Genomic DNA, 17,783 nt, shown 5'->3' with positions numbered 1-17,783 from the left:
CAACCGGCCCAGGCTACAGGAAAGACTGCTGAGCTGCGAAATCGTCACCGCACCGGCGCCGGCTCCGCCTCGGGTGCGGCCGGTGCGGCGCTCACCCGGACCCGCCGGTCCGAGGGCCGCAACCAGTCCGGCAGCCAGCGCGGTGGGTCGTCAGGAGCGCGGTCGAACACCCCGCCCGCCGGGTCGTCGACCCGCCCGCCCCACCGGACCAGGTCCTGGGCGGGCCGGTAGATCTGGCGGATGACCAACGCGCACAACGTGATCACCGCGATGTCGCGCAGCAGCACCGTCGCGGTGAACCACTGCTCGGGCAGCCCGCGGTTGGACTCGCCGTACAGGTAGAGCATCCGCGGAATCCACACCAGCGCGTCGATCGTCATCCACGCCAACAGGATCCGGCGGTGCGGCAACGCCAGCACGGCCAGCGGCACCAGCCACAGCGAGAACTGCGGACTCCACACCTTGTTGGTCAGCAGGAACGCCGCCACCACCAGGAACGCCAACTGCGCGACCCGCGGCCGCTGCCGGGCCGTCAACGCGATGTACGCGATGGCGATGCAGCAGGCGGCGAACAGCGCCGCGGTGACCGTGTTGAGGACGGTCGGGGGCTGCCAGAAGCCGAGATCGGGGTCGAACCCGCGCCACCCGGTGAACGACTTCACGACGTTGTACAACGAGTCCATGTCGTCCCCGCGACGGGTGCTGAGCCGGAAGAACTCCGACCATCCGCGCGGGAACAACGCCATGATCGGCAGGTTGACCACCAGCCAGGTGGCCGCAGCCGTCGCCGCCGTCTTCCCGACCTCGCGCAGCCGCCCCGTCCGCACCGCCAGCACCACCAGCGGAACCAACAGCAGCAGCGGATACAGCTTCGCCGCCACACCCAACCCGATCAGCGCACCGGCGAGCACCGGTCTTCGCCGCGCCCAGGCGAGCAGGGCACCGACCGCGAAAGCCGTTGCCAGCGCGTCGAAATTGGTGAAGATCTGAAAGACCACCAGCGGTGACGCGGCGACCAGCGCGCCATCCCACACCCGGCGGCCGGCCAGCATCGCCGTCGCCCACACCGTTGCCAGCCACGCCAGCGCCAGACCGACGGCGGCGATGTTGAAGAACATCACCACCTCGGCGATCACCGGGATCGACACCGCCCGGGTGACCGCCGAATACGTCTTGGCCAGCGCCATCGAGACGTACTGGTACAGCCCGGTCAGCACCGGATACTCCATGTACCGGACGGCGATCTGACCGTCGTACGTGATCCGCGGCTCCCCGCTGCTGTCGGTCTCGAGCCAACTCGACTTGTACGGGAACTTGCCCTGGTTCAGCAGCTCGGCGGTGTAGAGCGGCACGGTGTCGGAATAGCAGAGCTCGTAATAGGCGCGGTTGTTCTCCCAGTTGGCCACCCGCTGATCGGCTGACCCGGTGCCGGTGCTCTGCAGGCACGCGGCCTTGGTCGAATAACCCAGCGCCAGGAACACGACGGCGATGACGAGCATCACCCGCAGCGGCGTCATGAACCGCTGCCTGCCGATCAGAGCGTGCCGGCCGACGGGACCGCCGACGGTCTCCGCCAGCGCCGCCCCGATCCGGTCGGTACGGCTGGGCAGATCGCGGTCGTCGACGCTACGCCGGTCCGGCGCGGGTGGCACCGGCGCAACCCATCCGGACCGGTCCGGCTGCTCGTCCGCCGTCACGGAGGCGGCAGCGGACCAGGCGGTACGGGGGCGCCGGGGACGACCGGCTGCGGCTGCACAGGAACCCCGGGTGCCGGCACGCCCGGCGTGGGCACCGGTGCGCCGACCGGCGGCGGCGGCCCGACCGGCACGGTCGTCGGCGGGCCGAGCGGGATGGTGATGCCCGGCGCGACTTCGAGCGTCGGCTGGATGACCGTCTCCGACGGGGTCGGCACCAGCGTCGAGGTGGCCGTCGGACGCGGCGGCGCCTGCGGCACACCCGCGTATCCGCCGATCTCCTCGGGCTTCGGGAACGACTCGTTGTCGGTGTCCTCGAGCGCGCCGTCCATCGTGGCCTTCCAGATGTCCGACGGCAGACCGGACCCGTACACCGGGGAACCCCACTTGTTCTCGAGCGGTTTCGTGCCGTCGACCGTGCCGACCCAGACCGCGGTCGACAGCGACGGGGTGAACCCGACCATCCACGCGTCACGGTTCGCGCCGGTGTCGCCGAGCTGGTTGGTGCCCGTCTTGGCCGCCGACGGCCGCCCGCCCGCCAGCGCGTGACCGTTCGAGTACGCCGCGATCGGCTGCATCGCGGAGGTGACGTTGTCGGCGACGGCCTTGTCGATGCGCTGCTCGCCGCTGTTGTCCTCCTGCGAGGCGTCGAACAGCACGTCGCCCTGCGAGTTGACGACCTTCTGCACGAAGTGCGGTTTGTGGTAGACGCCGGACGCTGCGAGCGTCGCGTACGCCGACGCCATGTCGATCACGCGGGACTGGTACTGGCCGAGCACGATGCCGTTGTTCGGCGGTCCGCCCTTACCGTCCTCGCTCAGCGTGTGATCGACACCGGGGAAGCTTTCGGCGATCCCGGCCTGGTGAGCCGCGTCGGCCACGTCCTGCGGGCCGTTGTTCAGCTCGAGCATCAGGCGGTAGTAGCTCGTGTTCAGCGAACGCTTCAGTGCCTCGGCGATGTTGCAGGTGCCGCAGCTGTTGCCCTCGACGTTGCCGATCTTGATGCCGTCGACCTCCAGCGGTGAGCTGTCGATCTGGTAGCCCAGGCCGATGCCCTGCTGCAGCGCGGCCACCAGCGCGAACACCTTGAACGACGAACCGGTCGGCAGACCGGCCTGCGCGAAGTCGAATCCGTTGGCGTCCGAACCGCCGTAGTACGCCTTGACGCCGCCGGTCTTCGGATCGATCGACACCACCGCGGTGCGCATATCGGGGTCCTGGCCGTCGAGATACTCTGCGACGGCGTCCTCGGCGGCGCGCTGCGCCTTCGGGTCGATCGTCGTGGTGATCTGCAGCCCCTCGGTGTTGAGCTGCTGCTCGCTGATGTTGAACAACTCGAGCAGCTCACGCTGCACCTGCCGCTCGATCAGACCGTTGGGACCCGTCGTCTGGTTCTGGGTCTGCGCCACATCCGGCGGGACCGTCGGCGGGAAGACCTGCGCGGCGCGGTCCGCCTCGGACAGGGCGCCGATCTCGACCATTCCGTCGAGCACCCAGTTCCACCGCTCGGCCGCACCCTCGGGATCGATGGCCGGATCGAGCGCGGACGGCCGCTGGATGAGCGCGGCGAGCAGTGCGCCCTCGGAGACGGTGAGCTGTTCGACCGGCTTGTTGAAGTAGGCCTTCGACGCCGCGGCCACCCCGTACGCGCCGCGACCGAAATAGATGATGTTGAGATACGACTGCATCACCTGGTCTTTGGACCATTCGCTGGACATCTTCGTCGAGATGACCAACTCCTTGGCCTTACGCGTCACCCCGCCCAGTCCCGAACGCTCCGATCCGACGAGGGCGTTCTTCACGTACTGCTGGGTGATCGTCGACCCGCCCTGCACGTCACCACCGAGCACGTTGTTCTTGATGGCGCGGGCGAACCCGGTGAACGAGAAACCCGGGTTGGAGTAGAAGTCGCGGTCCTCGGCGGCCATCACCGCGTCGCGCACGTGCACCGGGATCTGGTCGATGTTGACGTCGACGCGGTTGCCCTCGGGCGGAACGATCTTCGCGATCTCACTGCCGTCGCTGGCGAGGATCGTCGACACCTGGTTCGTGCGGATGTCGCCCGGGTTGGGCACATCGACGATCATGTAGGCCATTCCGAACGTGACCAGCGGAAGCACGATCAGGACGGCGGCCGCGGCGATCAGGCCGCGCCGGACCCACTTCCAGTTGATCTGCTCGCGCCAGTGCGGGCGCGCACCGGGCGGCGGCGGACCGGGCGGTCCCTCGCCACCCCTGCCGCCTCCGCCGCCGGGTCGACGCGGAGGGGGCGGCGGCTTCTGCGGAGGGGTGCCGTCGAGCGCGGCCTTGACCACGTCGATGGGATCGCGCAGATGGGCCGGCGGTTCGTCGCGGTACTGCGGCAGGATCGCGGTCCGGCCGTCGTCGGGCGCGCGGGGCGGACGGTTCCCGCGGGGCGGCTCGGGCGGCCGGCGCACGGGTCCGTCGGCGGGACGCGGCGGACGGCCCCGGTCCGCGTGCCGGGGGCCGGATGCTGGAGGCGGCGCGCCGACACCGTCAGCCCCGTGTCCCCTACGGACATCGCCGGCTGACCGTTCGTGGCGCCCTTCGCTATTCACTCGCCGTACGCGCGCTCTTGCGCGCCGGCCGGGTACCGCGCGGGGCCTTCGGAGGCCGCACCGCGCCGAGCACATAGGACTTCACCAGGTGATTCCATTCACAGGTTCGGCATACCTCCACCACATGTACGGAGAACTCGTCGAACTTGGTGGCCAGCAGAACCAGCTCCTCGGCGGTTCGCGCCGACCCGGACACCGGGCCCAGATGATCCCCGAACACCCAGGACACCAGCGTGAGCTGCTCCTTGCGGCAGATCGGGCACATCACCGAGCTCTGCTTGCCGTGGAACTTCGCGGCGCGCAGCAGATAGGGATTGGCGTCGCAGACCTCCGAGACGCCGGTGCGCCCCGAGTAGACCTCAGCCAGCAGGGAGCGGCGCCGAAGCGCGTAGTCCACCACCTGTCTCTGCAATCGCACGCAGACCAGAGTACGTCGGCCCTCTGCGCGCCGATCGGCAGACGCCGCATCGTGACCCCCAATTCCGCGTCTGGTCTGCGGCGTTCACCGTGGAACTCTTACGATCCTGGCGTGGCAGTGAGCAGCTCAGGGCGGCCGACGGCGGGAACCCGGGCAAAGGACAGCGACCGCAACGACACCTGCCAGGTGCTCGACACCGCGCTCAGCGAAGGGCAACTGTCGATGGCCGAGCACGGCGAGCGGGTCAAAGCCGCCACGCACGCCGCGACGCTGGGCGAACTTCAGGCGCTGGTCTCTGACCTCCAGACGGCCAACGCGCCGGTGCAGCTGCCGGACCTGAGCAGACCGAAGCGGCGGCGCCTGCCGGTGCGGGCGGGGTGGGGCGTCAAGGCGGCGATGGCCGCGGTGCTCGTCGTGTTGGGCATGTGCATCGGCTGGGGCCTCTACGGCAACACCAGTTCGCCGCTGGATTTCCAGACCGACCCCGGCGCCAAAGCCGACGGGATCGAACCCGTCGTGCTGACCCCGCCGCGGCAGCTGCAGTCGCTCAACGGGCTCACCGGGCTGTTCGAGCAGATGCGGCAGCGCTTCGGCAGCACCATGGGCTACGAACTGGACATCCGCGCCGACTACGCCTCACTGGACCGCCCCGACCCATCGGACAACCGGCGCCAGCAGAACTACGACTATCGCGGCGGATGGGGTGACCCCTGGGGCTCGCCCAGCACGCTGAGCAGCGACGACCGGCTGGTGGACCTGGCGAAGTTCGACTACGAGAAGACGCTCGCGGTGATGCGGGGTGCGCCCGACACCCTGGGGATGAACCGCGCCGACGTCACCGACACCTGGCTGCGGATCGGACCGTCGGCCGACCCCGCGACCCCTGACCTCGTCACCGTCGAAATCGTCGCGAGCAGCGACTTCGGCACCGGGCGCATCGAGCTGTACCCGGACGGCAGCACCAAGGCAATCTGGCCACCGAGCAGCTGAACGATCGGCGCGGGTTACGCGCAGGGGAACAGCAGGCAACGCACCGAAGTGGCGTCGAATATATCGGCGCGATACTATTTTGCGAGGTGTCGATGCGTCGTAACGACGGTGCAGATCAAGAGGGGGGTGGTTCCGGGTGCTGGAACTCGCCATTCTCGGTCTGCTGCTCGAATCGCCGATGCACGGCTATGAACTGCGTAAACGCCTGACCGGTCTGCTGGGTGCGTTCCGTGCCTTCTCATACGGTTCGCTGTACCCGGCGCTGCGCCGCATGCAGATCGACGGGCTGATCGTGGAAGACGCCGCCCCGGCCGGCACCGTGACGCGGCGCCGAGCACGACGTGTCTACCAATTGACCGACGCCGGCAAGCAGCGCTTCGCCGAGCTCGTGGCGGACACCGGTCCGCAGAACTACTCCGACGACGGGTTCGGTGTGCATCTCGCCTTCTTCAACCGCACCCCGGCCGAGGCCCGGATGCGGATCCTGGAGGGTCGCCGTCGTCAGGTGGAGGAACGTCGCGAAGGCCTGCGTGAAGCAGTGGCGCGGGCCAGCAGCTCATTCGACCGATACACCCGGCAGCTGCACCAGCTCGGGTTGGAGTCCAGCGAGCGCGAAGTGAAATGGCTCAACGAACTCATCGCGGCGGAACGTCTCGGGCAGGGAAGCCCGGACAACACGTGAGGACAGCAGCCTTGAACCGGGGCGACCAAGGACAGCACTACCGAATATCAGTACGAGAGGGAGAGAACGGCCATGACTGAGCACGCAGGAGACATCCGAGTCGCCATTGTCGGCGTTGGGAACTGCGCGTCCTCGCTGGTACAGGGCGTGCAGTACTACAAGGACGCAGACGAGAACGCGACCGTGCCCGGTCTGATGCACGTGCGCTTCGGGCCGTACCACGTCCGCGACGTCAAGTTCGTCGCCGCGTTCGACGTGGACGCCAAGAAGGTCGGCTTCGACCTGTCCGAGGCCATCTTCGCCTCGGAGAACAACACCATCAAGATCGCCGACGTCCCGCCGACCGACGTGGTCGTGCAGCGCGGCCCGACGCTCGACGGCATCGGCAAGTACTACGAGGAGACCATCGAGATCTCCGACGCCGAAGCCGTCGACGTGGTCAAGGCGCTCAAGGACGCCGAGGTCGACGTGCTGGTGTCCTACCTGCCGGTGGGTTCCGAAGAGGCCGACAAGTTCTACGCCCAGTGCGCGATCGACGCCGGCGTGGCCTTCGTCAACGCACTGCCGGTCTTCATCGCCAGCGATCCCGAGTGGGCCAAGAAGTTCGAGGACGCCGGCGTGCCGATCGTCGGTGACGACATCAAGAGCCAGGTCGGCGCCACCATCACCCACCGCGTGATGGCCAAGCTGTTCGAGGACCGCGGCGTGCAGCTCGACCGCACCATGCAGCTCAACGTCGGCGGCAACATGGACTTCCTCAACATGCTCGAGCGTTCGCGGCTGGAGTCCAAGAAGATCTCCAAGACCCAGGCCGTCACGAGCAACCTGCAGCGCGAGTTCAACACCAAGGACGTCCACATCGGCCCGTCCGACCACGTCGGCTGGCTCGACGACCGCAAGTGGGCCTACGTGCGCCTGGAGGGCCGCGCTTTCGGCGACGTGCCGCTGAACCTGGAGTACAAGCTCGAGGTGTGGGACTCGCCGAACTCGGCCGGCGTCATCATCGACGCGGTGCGTGCGGCGAAGATCGCCAAGGACCGCGGGATCGGCGGCCCCGTCGAAGCCGCGTCGGCGTACCTGATGAAGAGCCCCCCGAAGCAGCTGCCCGACGATGTCGCCCGCACCCAGCTGGAGACCTTCATCGAGGGCTGACCCTCTTCCTCGCCGAGACTGCGGTGAGATCGCGATTCCCGACCAAGGGGCGATCTCACCGCAGTTTCGTCGTATAAAGGGCAGGTGGTCACCGATGCTGAACTGCTCGACGTCGACGAGTTCGCGCTGCTGCCCGAGAACGCCGAGCAGATCGGCGCCACGACGATTCCACCGGTGGCGCGCATCGACGCCGGACCCGTCAGCGCCATCAAGTGGGGCGACGACGAGCCGCAGGTGGTGTTCCTGCACGGCGGCGGACAGAACGCCCACACCTGGGACACCGTCATTCTCGGCCTGGGGGTGCCAGCCCTGGCGATCGATCTGCCCGGGCACGGCCGCTCGGCGTGGCGGGAGGACGGCGACTACGGCCCCAAGCTCAACGCCGAGACGTTGCGCCCCGTCCTGCGGGAGTGGGCGCCGCACCCGCGGCTGGTCGTCGGGATGTCACTGGGTGGGCTGACCGCGCTGCGCATCGCGGCCACCGAACCGGCACTGGTGCCCGAGCTCGTCCTCGTCGACGTCACCCCCTCGGCGCCCGAACGCCACGAACAGATGACCCAGGCGCAACTGGGTGCGGTCGCGTTGGTGCGCGGCGACCGCACCTTCCCGTCGTTCGAGGCGATGCTCGACGCGACAGTCGCCGCCTCGCCGCACCGCGATCGGAAGTCGTTGCGGCGCGGGGTGTTCCACAATTCGAAGCGGCTGGACGACGGCACCTGGACCTGGCGCTACGACTCGTTCCGCACCGGCGACGGCTTCCAGGGACTGTGGGACGACGTGCCCTCGATCACCATGCCCACCACGCTGGTCCGCGGGGCGAAGTCGTTCTTCGTCAACGACGAGGACGCCGAGGCCTTCGCCAAGAGCGCCCCGGGATTTCAGCGCACTCACGTGGTCGAGAACTCGGGGCACTCCGTGCAGGGCGACCAGCCGCAGGCGCTCGTCGAGATCCTGCGCGGAGTGCTCGACCGCTAACGATTCGCGAGGGCTTCCCCACGCCACCGCCGGCCGACGAACAGGAAGCCGATCAACGCCATCGCCGCAACGGCGGGCGGCGGCGCATCGACGCGGTATCCGAGATCCCGCAGGATGCCGAGCTCGAGCGGACTCAGCGCCCGGACGACGAAGCCGGTGCCGGATCCGGCGTTCATGACCTTCTGATCCGAACCGGAGAACGTGTCGTCATCGAGGTGGCTGGTCGAGCTGCCCTCTGCCCACGGGTCAGGGGTGTACAGCGGCACCAGATCGCCGTACGCGCTGACGGCATGGACGCCACCGAAGTACAGGCCACCGTCTCCGCCCGTGAGATTGGGGTCGAAGGCGGTGTCCCACTGGAAATCACGGTTGATGGGACGGGCGCGGTCCCGGGTGACCATGAACTTGTCGAAGAGCACCCAGGCGACTACCTCCTCGTTCTCACCGGGGGCTCCCGTGCCCGACAGGAACCCGAACGAGTGCAGCAGTTCGTGGATCGCCGTCGAGTTGAAGTCGAACTCATCGGGGCCGACAACATCCCCGAGGGCCCACTCGTTACCGAAGTTCCAGTCGATGCCGCCGTCGGCGGCCGACCCGTTCGCATCCTCGCCGGTGAGCAGCTTGTGCTGCACGATCGTCGGCCAGAAGCCGGGGTCGTCGCTGATGAGATCGCTGCCCGCCGACGCGAGAGTGGTCGAGTCCGGATCGTCCAGCGCGGTGACCTCGTAGGTGAGGACGACCGGTTTGGTCACGAGGAAATACAGCACCAGGTCATCGGCCGCATCCTGCAGCGCCTGCCGGCGTTCGGGTGTCCAGTGTTCGCTGCCCGTGGTGTAGGTGAAGTCGAACCTGATGGCGCGCTGGTTGACCAGATTGGTGGCGCGGGTACCCACCGGGCGGAACGGGTCGAGCAGGTTGACATGCGGGCCGACGTCGATCGCCACGACCCGGAACGTGTCGACGCCGTCGAAACCTTCGCCGGGAGTGTAGGTGTAGGTGCCGTCGGCGTTGAGTTGCACGGACCCCGAGCTCGGACCCCTGGTGAGTACGTAGACCAGCCGGTCCCCGTCGGGGTCGACCGCCCCCACGGTGCCGGTCATCGGGCCGTCGAGCTTGCCGCTGATCTGGATAGGCGCCACATCGGGCGCCTGGTTGAACAGGGTGCGCCGGGTCGCCCACAGCGCGCCGGCGAGGTGGTACTGGGCCTGGCTGTCGACCGGCAGCGACTTGATCCAGCCCTGTGACGACGTCGTCCACTTGTCGATCGACTGCCCGGCGAACTCACTCCAGTTGCTGACGGGATTCCGCGGTGTACTGACCCTGACAGCGGTGGGCGGCCGAGGCGAATCGGTCTCGGCGGCAGTGCTTTCCGCCAGATCTGCGGTGTCTGCATCGGCATCGGCAGACCCGCTCGCCCGGTCACGGGAGGTCGGGTCATCGGCGTCGTCGGCCTCGGCCTCTTCGGCGAGTTCGGCGGCCTCTTCGGCGAGGTCGGCTTCGTCGTCGAGGTCGGCTTCTGCTTCCTCGTCCGCGGCGCTGTCGTCAGTCGCGGAGTCGTCATCCGCCGACTCGTCTGCGGCGGTGTCGTCAGTCGCGGTGTCGTCGAGTGTGTTCGCGGACTCGGCAGGCTTGGCGTCGTCGTCGGAGGTCGCGGCGCTCGAGGACGTCGAACTCTCCCCCGCCGTGTCCGCTGCCGCCGTCCCGACCTGCGGCCCCAGCAGCGAGAATCCGAGCAACCCCGCCCCGACCCCGGCCGACGCCGCCCCCACCTGCAACCAACGCCGGACCGCGAAGCCCTCCGCCCGACGTGCGTGCCGACGAACCGCCATGTATTGACCCCCTCGTTATTTTCTTGCCGGGACGTTATCGTTCCGCCACGCGATCGCGCAGCAAATTCGTTGAATCCGCACGAGTCGGCCGGATCCGGCAACCCGCTGTTCACCTGTTCATCGCCTGCCGCTCGCCCGGCTGCCGTAACTTTCCGCCCGTTCGGCCGCTCAGCCCGCGGCCGTCAGTACGGAAGGACTCCGCCGGCCATGGCCTTGATGCCGTTGAATCTCTTTGTCTCCCACGATGGAAAGTCCAGGCGCCAACACATCACCTGCCGCTACAAGTGCGGCGACGCCTGCTCGAAACCGGTTCCCAACACCAGCGACAACGAGTACTTCGGCGACATCGTCAAGCAGCTCAACCGCCGCTCGCTCCTGCAGGCCACCGGCGTGACGGTGCTCGCGGTCGGTGCCGGATCGATGCTCGCGGCCTGCGGCGGCAACGACACCGCCCCGGCGGCGAGCCCGTCGGAAGCCGCCCCCCTCGAACCGCGCCCCGGCATGAAGTTCACCGCGGTCGCACCCAACAGCGAGGACGCCGTCGTGATCCCCGACGGATACCAGCAGGCCGTGGTGATCAGCTGGGGCGATCCTGTGCTGCCCGACGCGCCGGCCTTCGACGTCACCCGCCAGAGCGGCGCGGCGCAACGCGGCCAGTTCGGCTTCAACAACGACTTCGCCGCACTGCTGCCGATCGAAGGCCAGCCCGACCATTTCCTGCTCGTCACCAACTTCGAATACGTCACGCCGCAGTTCATGTTCGCCGGTTACAACCCCGACGCACCGACCCGTGAACAATTCGACATCGAGATCGCCGCGATCGGGATGGGCGTCGTCGAGGTCGAGCGCACACCGCAGGGACTCAAGCCGGTGATGGGCCGCTACAACCGGCGCATCACCGCCGACACCCCGTTCACGCTGACCGGGCCCGCGGCGGGCACCGAGTTCGTCATCACCGACGCGGACCCGAGTGGCCGCACCGTCGCCGGTACCTTCGCCAACTGCGCTGGGGGGGTAACCCCCTGGGGCACAGTGCTTTCCGGGGAGGAGAACTTCCACAGCTACTTCGGCGCCGCAGAGGGCTCGCCCCCGCCTCCGCCGGTGGTCGCCGACCGCCAGGACCGCTACGGCGTGGCTCTGGAACCGTCCGAACTTCGGTGGGAGACTTTCGATTCCCGCTTCGATGTCACGCAGACACCGAACGAGGTGAACCGGTTCGGCTACGTCGTCGAACTCAATCCGTGGGATCCGCAGTCCACCCCGGTCAAGCACAGCGCCCTCGGCCGCTTCAAGCACGAGGGCGCCAACATCCACGTCGCCGATGACGGCACGGTCGTCGCCTACACCGGTGACGACGAGCGCTTCGACTACCTGTACAAGTTCGTCTCCGCCAAGAAGATCCGGCCCGGACGCGATGCCGCGGCCATGGCGCACAACATGACCATCCTCGACGAGGGCACGCTGTACGTCGCCAAACTCTCCAGCGACATCCCCGCCGCCGAGATCGACGGCTCCGGCACGCTGCCGAAGAAGGGCTCGTTCAGCGGCACCGGCACCTGGCTGCCGCTGCTGAAGTCCGGACCGGGCGGTCAGGCCGAGTCGCTGGTTGGCGGCATCACCGCCCAGGAGGCCGCCGTGTTCACCCGGATGGCCGCCGACAAGGCCGGCGCCACGAAGATGGACCGCCCCGAAGATGTGGAAGCCCACCCCGAGACCGGCAAGATCTACGTTGCGCTGACCAACAACGACGAGCGCGGCGCGCCGGGCGAACCGGGAGTCGACGCGGCCAACCCCCGCAACGACAACAAGAGCGGACAGATCCTCGAGATCACCGACAACCACGCCGGCACCGACTTCACCTGGGATCTGCTGCTGGTGTGCGGCGACCCCGCCGCCGCCGACACCTACTACGCCGGATTCGACAAGACGAAGGTCAGCCCGATCTCCTGCCCGGACAACCTCGCGTTCGACAGCCACGGCAACCTGTGGATCTCCACCGACGGCAATGCGCTCGACTCCAACGACGGCCTGTTCGCCGTCGCGCTCGACGGCGAGAACCGCGGGGAGACCAAACAATTCCTCACCGTTCCCATCGGTGCGGAGACGTGCGGTCCGGTGGTCACCGACGACGTCGTGACGGTGTGCGTGCAGCATCCCGGCGAGAACGACGACAACAGCATCGACAATCCGCTGTCCCGGTGGCCCGAGGGCGGCAACGGCACGGCGCGGCCCTCGGTGGTGGCGGTGTGGAAGGCCGGTGGGCGGATCGGCGTCTAGCATCGGGCGCCGCTAACATCTCCGGGTGACATCGTCGGCGCTCACCACTGTGGATCTCGCCCACTCGGGGAACGAGGCCTCGGACCTGGTACCCGTCGACAATCAGGCGCTGCTGGACGCGCACGGGTGGGATTTCGGCTTCTGGACCGTGCTCGACGAGGGTTCGGTCGAGGATTCCGTCGCGGTACTCGGCCATGCCGCGGGGGCGGCGCCCGACAGCGGCTGGGAGATCCACCCCCTGCCGGCACTCGCCGGTGAGGAGCAGGCCCGGACCGAGGACGCCGAGGCGGTCGCACGGCACGACGGCTGGGTCTATGTGGTGGGCTCGCACTACGGCTCCAAGGCAGGGCCGCTGCAGGCCAAGCGCGCCTTCATCGCGCGTTTCGACGAACAGTCGATCGACCGCAGGGTGCCCGAGTCGGAGCTCCCGATCGAGATCCGGCGCAACCAATTCCGCCTGCACCGGCTGATCAACGACGCACTGGACGCTTCCCGGGTCGTCGCGATCACGCCCGGTGACAGCGTGCGTACCCGTTTCATCGCCCGCACCATCGAGCGCGGCACCCAACGCAGCAAGACCTGGGTCGACCGGTTGACCGACCGCGACGTACCGATCAACATCGAGGGAGCCGCCTTCCGCCCCAACGGGAACCTGCTGCTGGCGTTGCGGTTTCCCACCACCGCCGAGGGCGAGCCGATCCTCGTCGAGCTGTCCGGCGTGCCCGCCATGTTCGAGGCCGACGAGACGTGGCCGAGCGTCGAACACGTGTGGGAGCTGACCGGCGTGTCGCCGCACGGTGCCCTGGTCGGCTTCCGCGCCCTTTCCCACACGGGCGGTGAGACATACGACGCGATCGTCGGCTCGATCGACGCGACCGACAAGGGCTCGGTTCTCCTCGAGGACCACCCCGAGGGCGCCGTCGAACACTGCTCACATTGGCGTTTCACGCTGCCCACCGACGGCGGTCACGACGCCGGCGTGCCGGCCGAGCTGATCCGGGACTTCCCCGGCCTGCGCAACGTCGAGGGCATCGCGGTCGAGTCCGGGCAGATGTTCTACGTCACCGACGAGGACCACCGCATTCAGCTCCGCTTCGGCTGAGGACTGGCCGGCATCCGGCTACGGTGGATTTCGTGACCTCCCCCACAGGGCGCCCCGTGCGCATCGGCGTCCAGCTGCAACCCCAACATTCCCCGGAGTACCGGCACATTCGAGACGCGGTGCGCCGCTGCGAGGACATCGGTGTCGACGTCGCCTTCAACTGGGACCACTTCTTCCCGCTGTACGGCGACCCGGACGGCGCCCACTACGAGTGCTGGACCATGCTGGCCGCCTGGGCCGAGCAGACCTCACGCATCGAGATCGGCGCGCTGGTCACGTGCAATTCCTACCGCAACCCCGAACTGCTCGCCGACATGGCGCGCACCGTCGACCACATCAGCGACGGCCGGCTGATCCTCGGCATCGGCTCGGGCTGGAAACAGAAGGACTACGACGAGTACGGCTACGAGTTCGGCACAGCCGGAAGCCGCCTCGACGACCTGGCTCAGGCGCTGCCGCGGATCACGTCGCGGCTGGCCAAACTCAACCCCGCCCCGACGCGCGACATCCCGATCCTGATCGGCGGGCAGGGCGAGCGCAAGACGCTGCGGCTGGTCGCCGAGTACGCCGACATCTGGCACGGGTTCACCGACCGCGCCACCTACCCGGGCAAGGCCGAGGTGCTCGACCGGCACTGCGCCGACGTCGGACGCGATCCGTCGGCCGTCGAGCGGTCGTCCGGGGTGCCCGAAAGCAGCGAGGAGGCGATGCTCGCCGAAGCCGACGCGCTCGTCGGCCTCGGCGTCAGCCTCCTCACGATCGGGGTCAACGGGCCGGACTACGACCTGTCCGCCGCCGAAGCGCTGTGCCGCTGGCGGGACAACCGGTAGCGCATCCCCTCCCGGCCGGATGCCGAAACGCTACGGGGTCAAGGAGAAGGACCAGGTCGTCGCGCACGTCATCGACCAGGTGCTGACGGGCCGGCTGCGCGGTGGGCACCGCATCGATCGCAATGCGATCGCCGCGGCGCTCGGCGTCAGCCGCGTCCCGATCCAGGAAGCCATGGTGCAGCTCGAACACGACGGCATCGTGTCGACCCGCTATCACCGCGGGGCGTTCGTCGAACGGTTCGACGAGGTGTCGTTGGCCGAACACCACGAGCTGTACGGGGTGCTCAACGGCATCGCGTCCGCGCGGGCGGCCATCGCGCCGAGCGACGCCCTGCTCGGCGCCGTCGACGACGCCCTGCAGCACATGCGAAAAGGCAAGAGCCGGGCGGACTTCCAGGATTCCTGCCAGCGGTTCCGCGACGTCGTCAACAACGCGTGCGCGGGACCGCGGCTGCGCGCGGCGATCCACGCGTCGCAGTGGTTCGCCGCATCCGATTTCTGGCTGTCCTATCCCCGGGTGCGGGCCGAGTTCCTGCCGACCTACCAGCAGGAGGCGGCGGCCATCCACGACCGGGACCCGGTCGGTGCGCGCACCGCCTGCCTCGAACGATCCGACCTGATGGCGACGATCATGATCGCCGAGCTGACCCGCCGAGGGGTGCTCGGGGGCTCCGGTGGTTAGGGTCCACCCATGAACGTCGGACGGATCGCGGCACTGATCACGACGATGCTGATGGTGCTCACGCTGTGTTGCGCCGCGCCTGCCGGCGCACAGACCGACCAGTGCGCGCCGCCGGGCGTGGAGAGCGCCAGCCCGCTGCCCACCAACCTCGCCGCCGCCGCGCAGGGGCCGGAAGCCGACCGCTACACCACCGAATCCGTGCGGCCGCTGGACAGCATCGACGTCAACACCCTCGGACTCGGCACGCCCGGCGTGATCACCGTCGGCACGCTGTCCGACGCGCCGCCGAGCATCTGCATCGACTCCGCCGGTCAGTTCACCGGATTCGACAACGAACTGCTGCGCGCCATCGCCGACAAACTCGGGCTTCAGGTCAACTTCGTCGGCACCGAGTTCTCCGGGCTGCTCGCCCAGACCGCCGCGCGCCGCTTCGACGTCGGCTCCTCCTCCATCACCACCACCGACGCCCGCCGGCGCACTGTCGGCTTCACCAACGGCTACGACTTCGGATACTTCTCGCTGGTCGTGCCCAGCGGCTCCCCGATCGACGGCTTCGAGAAACTGGGGCCCGGCCAGCGCATCGGCGTCGTGCAAGGCACGGTGCAGGAGGCCTACGTCGTCGACACGCTGCGCCTGCAGCCGGTGATCTTCCCCGACTACAACACCGTCTACGCCAGCCTCAAGACCCGCCAGATCGACGCGTGGGTGGCACCGTCGGCGCAGGCGGAGGGCACCGTGCAGGCCGGCGACCCGGCCGCGATCATCGAGAACACGTTCAGCCTCGACAACTTCATCGCCTACGCCGTCGCCAAGGAGAACCAGCCGCTGATCGACGCGCTGAACTCCGGCCTCGACGCGGTGATCGCCGACGGCACCTGGGCGCGGCTCTACTCCGACTGGGTGCCGCGCGCGCTGCCGCCGGGCTGGAAACCCGGATCGAAGGCGGCACCGGCCCCGCAGCTGCCCGACTTCGCGGCCATCGCCGCCGAGCAGGAGGAAACCGACGTCGGGCCCGCCGCGCCCAAATCCACCCTGCGCCAGCTGTCGGATTCTTTCCTGAACTGGGACCTCTACCGGCAGGCCGTCCCCGACCTGATCAAGACCGGCCTGCCCAACACGCTGATCCTCACGGTCAGCGCCGCGGTCATCGGGCTGGTGCTGGGGATGGCGCTGGCCGTCGCCGGGATCTCGCGTTCCCGGCTGCTGCGCTGGCCGGCGCGAGTGTACACCGACATCTTCCGCGGGCTGCCCGAAGTGGTGATCATCCTGCTCATCGGCCTGGGCGTCGGACCCGTCGTCGGCGGGCTCACCGGGAACAATCCCTTCCCGCTGGGCATCGCCGCCCTGGGGCTGATGGCCGCGGCCTACATCGGCGAGATCTTCCGGTCCGGCATCCAGAGCGTGGAGACCGGACAGCTGGAAGCGTCGCGCGCGCTGGGCTTCAGTTACTCGTCGTCGATGCGGCTGGTCGTGATCCCGCAGGGGGTGCGGCGCGTGCTGCCGGCCTTGATGAACCAGTTCATCTCGCTGCTCAAGGCGTCGTCGCTGGTGTACTTCCTCGGACTCGTCGCCGACCAGCGCGAACTGTTCCAGGTGGGCCGAGACCTCAACGCCCAGACCGGCAGCCTGAGCCCGCTCGTCGCCGCCGGGTTGTTCTATCTGCTGCTGACCATTCCGCTGACCCACCTGGTCAACTACCTCGACGCCCGGCTGCGCCGCGGACGGCGGCCCACCGCGGAGGATCCGCCCACCGTGGCGCCGGCGGCGACACAGGAGATGATCTGATGGCCGACGCATCCATCGATCCGGTGTCGTTGGCCGCCAACGACATCCACGTCGCCTTCGGACCCAACAAGGTGCTGCGCGGCGTCGACATCGACGTGCCCGCCGGCAAGACCGCCGCGGTGATCGGACCGTCGGGCTCGGGCAAGTCGACCCTGCTGCGGACCCTGAACCGGCTCTACGAACCCGACCGCGGCGACATCCTGCTCGACGGACGGTCGGTGCTCAAGGACAACCCCGACCAGCTGCGGCAACGCATCGGCATGGTGTTCCAGCAGTTCAACCTGTTCCCGCACCGCAGCGTGCTCGACAACGTCACGCTGGCGCCGCGCAAGCTGAAGAAGCTGCCCGCCGAGGAGGCGCGCGAACTCGGGATGGCCCAGCTCGACCGGGTCGGACTGCGGCAGAAGGCCGACGTGCGGCCCGGCACGCTGTCCGGTGGTCAGCAACAGCGGGTCGCGATCGCGCGTGCCTTGGCGATGTCGCCGCAGGTGATGTTCTTCGACGAGGCCACCTCTGCCCTGGACCCGGAACTGGTCAAGGGCATCCTCGCGCTGATGGCCGAACTGGCCGCCGACGGAATGACGATGGTGGTGGTCACCCACGAGATGGGCTTTGCCCGGTCGACGGCCGACTCGGTGGTGTTCATGGATCAGGGCCAGGTCGTGGAGGCCGGACCGCCGGATCAGATCTTCGACGCCGCCCAGACCGAACGGTTGCAGAAGTTCCTGTCCCAGGTCCTGTGAAATTAACGTCCAAAAGCATTACGGCAGGCACCGACACGTTAGACT

General features: G+C 68.5%; 14 protein-coding genes. 10 read left to right on the top strand and 4 right to left on the bottom strand.

The annotated features are described in order from the left end of the window. Window positions 1–44 precede the first annotated feature (44 nt). From G6N30_RS21050 to G6N30_RS21040, 3 genes are all read right to left on the bottom strand, one after another. The gene (locus G6N30_RS21050) at window positions 45–1,697 is read right to left on the bottom strand and encodes a glycosyltransferase family 87 protein (protein ID WP_134058887.1); all 1,653 of its coding nucleotides are present in this window, start codon (window positions 1,695–1,697) and stop codon (window positions 45–47) included. Then, window positions 1,694–4,132, bottom strand: a complete 2,439-nt coding sequence (locus tag G6N30_RS21045) for a transglycosylase domain-containing protein (protein WP_134058884.1) — start codon at window positions 4,130–4,132, stop codon at window positions 1,694–1,696. The genes G6N30_RS21050 and G6N30_RS21045 overlap by 4 nt, the downstream gene beginning before the upstream one ends. A 133-nt stretch (window positions 4,133–4,265) precedes the next feature. Further along, window positions 4,266–4,691, bottom strand: coding sequence for a DUF5318 domain-containing protein (locus tag G6N30_RS21040; RefSeq protein ID WP_134058881.1), 426 nt, complete (start codon window positions 4,689–4,691; stop codon window positions 4,266–4,268). A gap of 111 nt (window positions 4,692–4,802) precedes the next feature. On the opposite strand from G6N30_RS21040, the gene G6N30_RS21035 reads away from it, so the two are divergent. The 4 genes from G6N30_RS21035 to G6N30_RS21020 all read left to right on the top strand — a co-directional run bounded on the left by G6N30_RS21035 (window position 4,803) and on the right by G6N30_RS21020 (window position 8,490). Next, on the top strand, window positions 4,803–5,681 hold the full coding sequence (locus G6N30_RS21035; RefSeq protein WP_134058878.1) for a DUF1707 SHOCT-like domain-containing protein: 879 nt from the start codon (window positions 4,803–4,805) through the stop codon (window positions 5,679–5,681). Between the two features lie 136 nt (window positions 5,682–5,817). Then, a complete protein-coding gene (locus G6N30_RS21030; protein ID WP_134058875.1) occupies window positions 5,818–6,363 on the top strand; it encodes a PadR family transcriptional regulator in 546 nt (181 codons plus the stop codon). A 72-nt stretch (window positions 6,364–6,435) separates the two neighbouring features. Then, window positions 6,436–7,515, top strand: a complete 1,080-nt coding sequence (locus G6N30_RS21025) for an inositol-3-phosphate synthase (RefSeq protein WP_134058872.1) — start codon at window positions 6,436–6,438, stop codon at window positions 7,513–7,515. Between the two features lie 84 nt (window positions 7,516–7,599). Beyond that, window positions 7,600–8,490, top strand: a complete 891-nt coding sequence (locus G6N30_RS21020; protein WP_134058869.1) for an Rv0045c family esterase — start codon at window positions 7,600–7,602, stop codon at window positions 8,488–8,490. Here the strand turns inward: G6N30_RS21020 and G6N30_RS21015 are convergent. Beyond that, window positions 8,487–10,319 carry an Ig-like domain-containing protein gene (locus G6N30_RS21015; RefSeq protein ID WP_134058866.1) on the bottom strand — a complete coding sequence of 611 codons (1,833 nt, stop codon included), beginning with the start codon at window positions 10,317–10,319 and terminating at the stop codon, window positions 8,487–8,489. The genes G6N30_RS21020 and G6N30_RS21015 overlap by 4 nt on opposite strands. A gap of 207 nt (window positions 10,320–10,526) precedes the next feature. Between G6N30_RS21015 and G6N30_RS21010 the strand changes: the two genes are divergently transcribed. The 6 genes from G6N30_RS21010 to G6N30_RS20985 are packed head-to-tail and all read left to right on the top strand — an operon-like array spanning window position 10,527 to window position 17,738. Then, entirely contained in the window at window positions 10,527–12,596 is a 2,070-nt protein-coding gene (locus G6N30_RS21010) for a PhoX family protein (RefSeq protein ID WP_134058863.1), read from the top strand. Window positions 12,597–12,621: 25 nt separating this feature from the next. Beyond that, window positions 12,622–13,698, top strand: a complete 1,077-nt coding sequence (locus G6N30_RS21005) for a hypothetical protein (RefSeq protein ID WP_134058860.1) — start codon at window positions 12,622–12,624, stop codon at window positions 13,696–13,698. A gap of 32 nt (window positions 13,699–13,730) precedes the next feature. After that, window positions 13,731–14,528, top strand: a complete 798-nt coding sequence (locus tag G6N30_RS21000; RefSeq protein WP_163687714.1) for an LLM class F420-dependent oxidoreductase — start codon at window positions 13,731–13,733, stop codon at window positions 14,526–14,528. A gap of 19 nt (window positions 14,529–14,547) precedes the next feature. Further along, a complete protein-coding gene (locus G6N30_RS20995) occupies window positions 14,548–15,210 on the top strand; it encodes a GntR family transcriptional regulator (protein ID WP_134058857.1) in 663 nt (220 codons plus the stop codon). Window positions 15,211–15,219: 9 nt separating this feature from the next. After that, entirely contained in the window at window positions 15,220–16,995 is a 1,776-nt protein-coding gene (locus G6N30_RS20990; RefSeq protein WP_134058854.1) for an ABC transporter substrate-binding protein/permease, read from the top strand. After that, window positions 16,995–17,738 (top strand): amino acid ABC transporter ATP-binding protein, encoded by a 744-nt coding sequence (locus G6N30_RS20985; RefSeq protein ID WP_134058852.1) that lies wholly within the window; start codon window positions 16,995–16,997, stop codon window positions 17,736–17,738. The genes G6N30_RS20990 and G6N30_RS20985 overlap by 1 nt, the downstream gene beginning before the upstream one ends. The last annotated feature ends 45 nt before the right edge of the window (window positions 17,739–17,783 follow it).

The organism is Mycolicibacterium litorale (assembly GCF_010731695.1).
Lineage (GTDB): Bacteria > Actinomycetota > Actinomycetes > Mycobacteriales > Mycobacteriaceae > Mycobacterium > Mycobacterium litorale.
This window is presented reverse-complemented; position numbering and strand designations above follow the sequence as displayed.

What these genes read in the sequence shown, in the direction of transcription:
- G6N30_RS21025 (WP_134058872.1), top strand. Translation starts at nt 6,436, where the DNA reads ATGACTGAGCACGCAGGAGACATCCGAGTCGCCATTGTCGGCGTTGGG.
- G6N30_RS20990 (WP_134058854.1), top strand. Translation starts at nt 15,220, where the DNA reads ATGAACGTCGGACGGATCGCGGCACTGATCACGACGATGCTGATGGTG.
- G6N30_RS21010 (WP_134058863.1), top strand. Translation starts at nt 10,527, where the DNA reads ATGGCCTTGATGCCGTTGAATCTCTTTGTCTCCCACGATGGAAAGTCC.
- G6N30_RS21015 (WP_134058866.1), bottom strand. Translation starts at nt 10,319, where the DNA reads ATGGCGGTTCGTCGGCACGCACGTCGGGCGGAGGGCTTCGCGGTCCGG.
- G6N30_RS20985 (WP_134058852.1), top strand. Translation starts at nt 16,995, where the DNA reads ATGGCCGACGCATCCATCGATCCGGTGTCGTTGGCCGCCAACGACATC.
- G6N30_RS20995 (WP_134058857.1), top strand. Translation starts at nt 14,548, where the DNA reads ATGCCGAAACGCTACGGGGTCAAGGAGAAGGACCAGGTCGTCGCGCAC.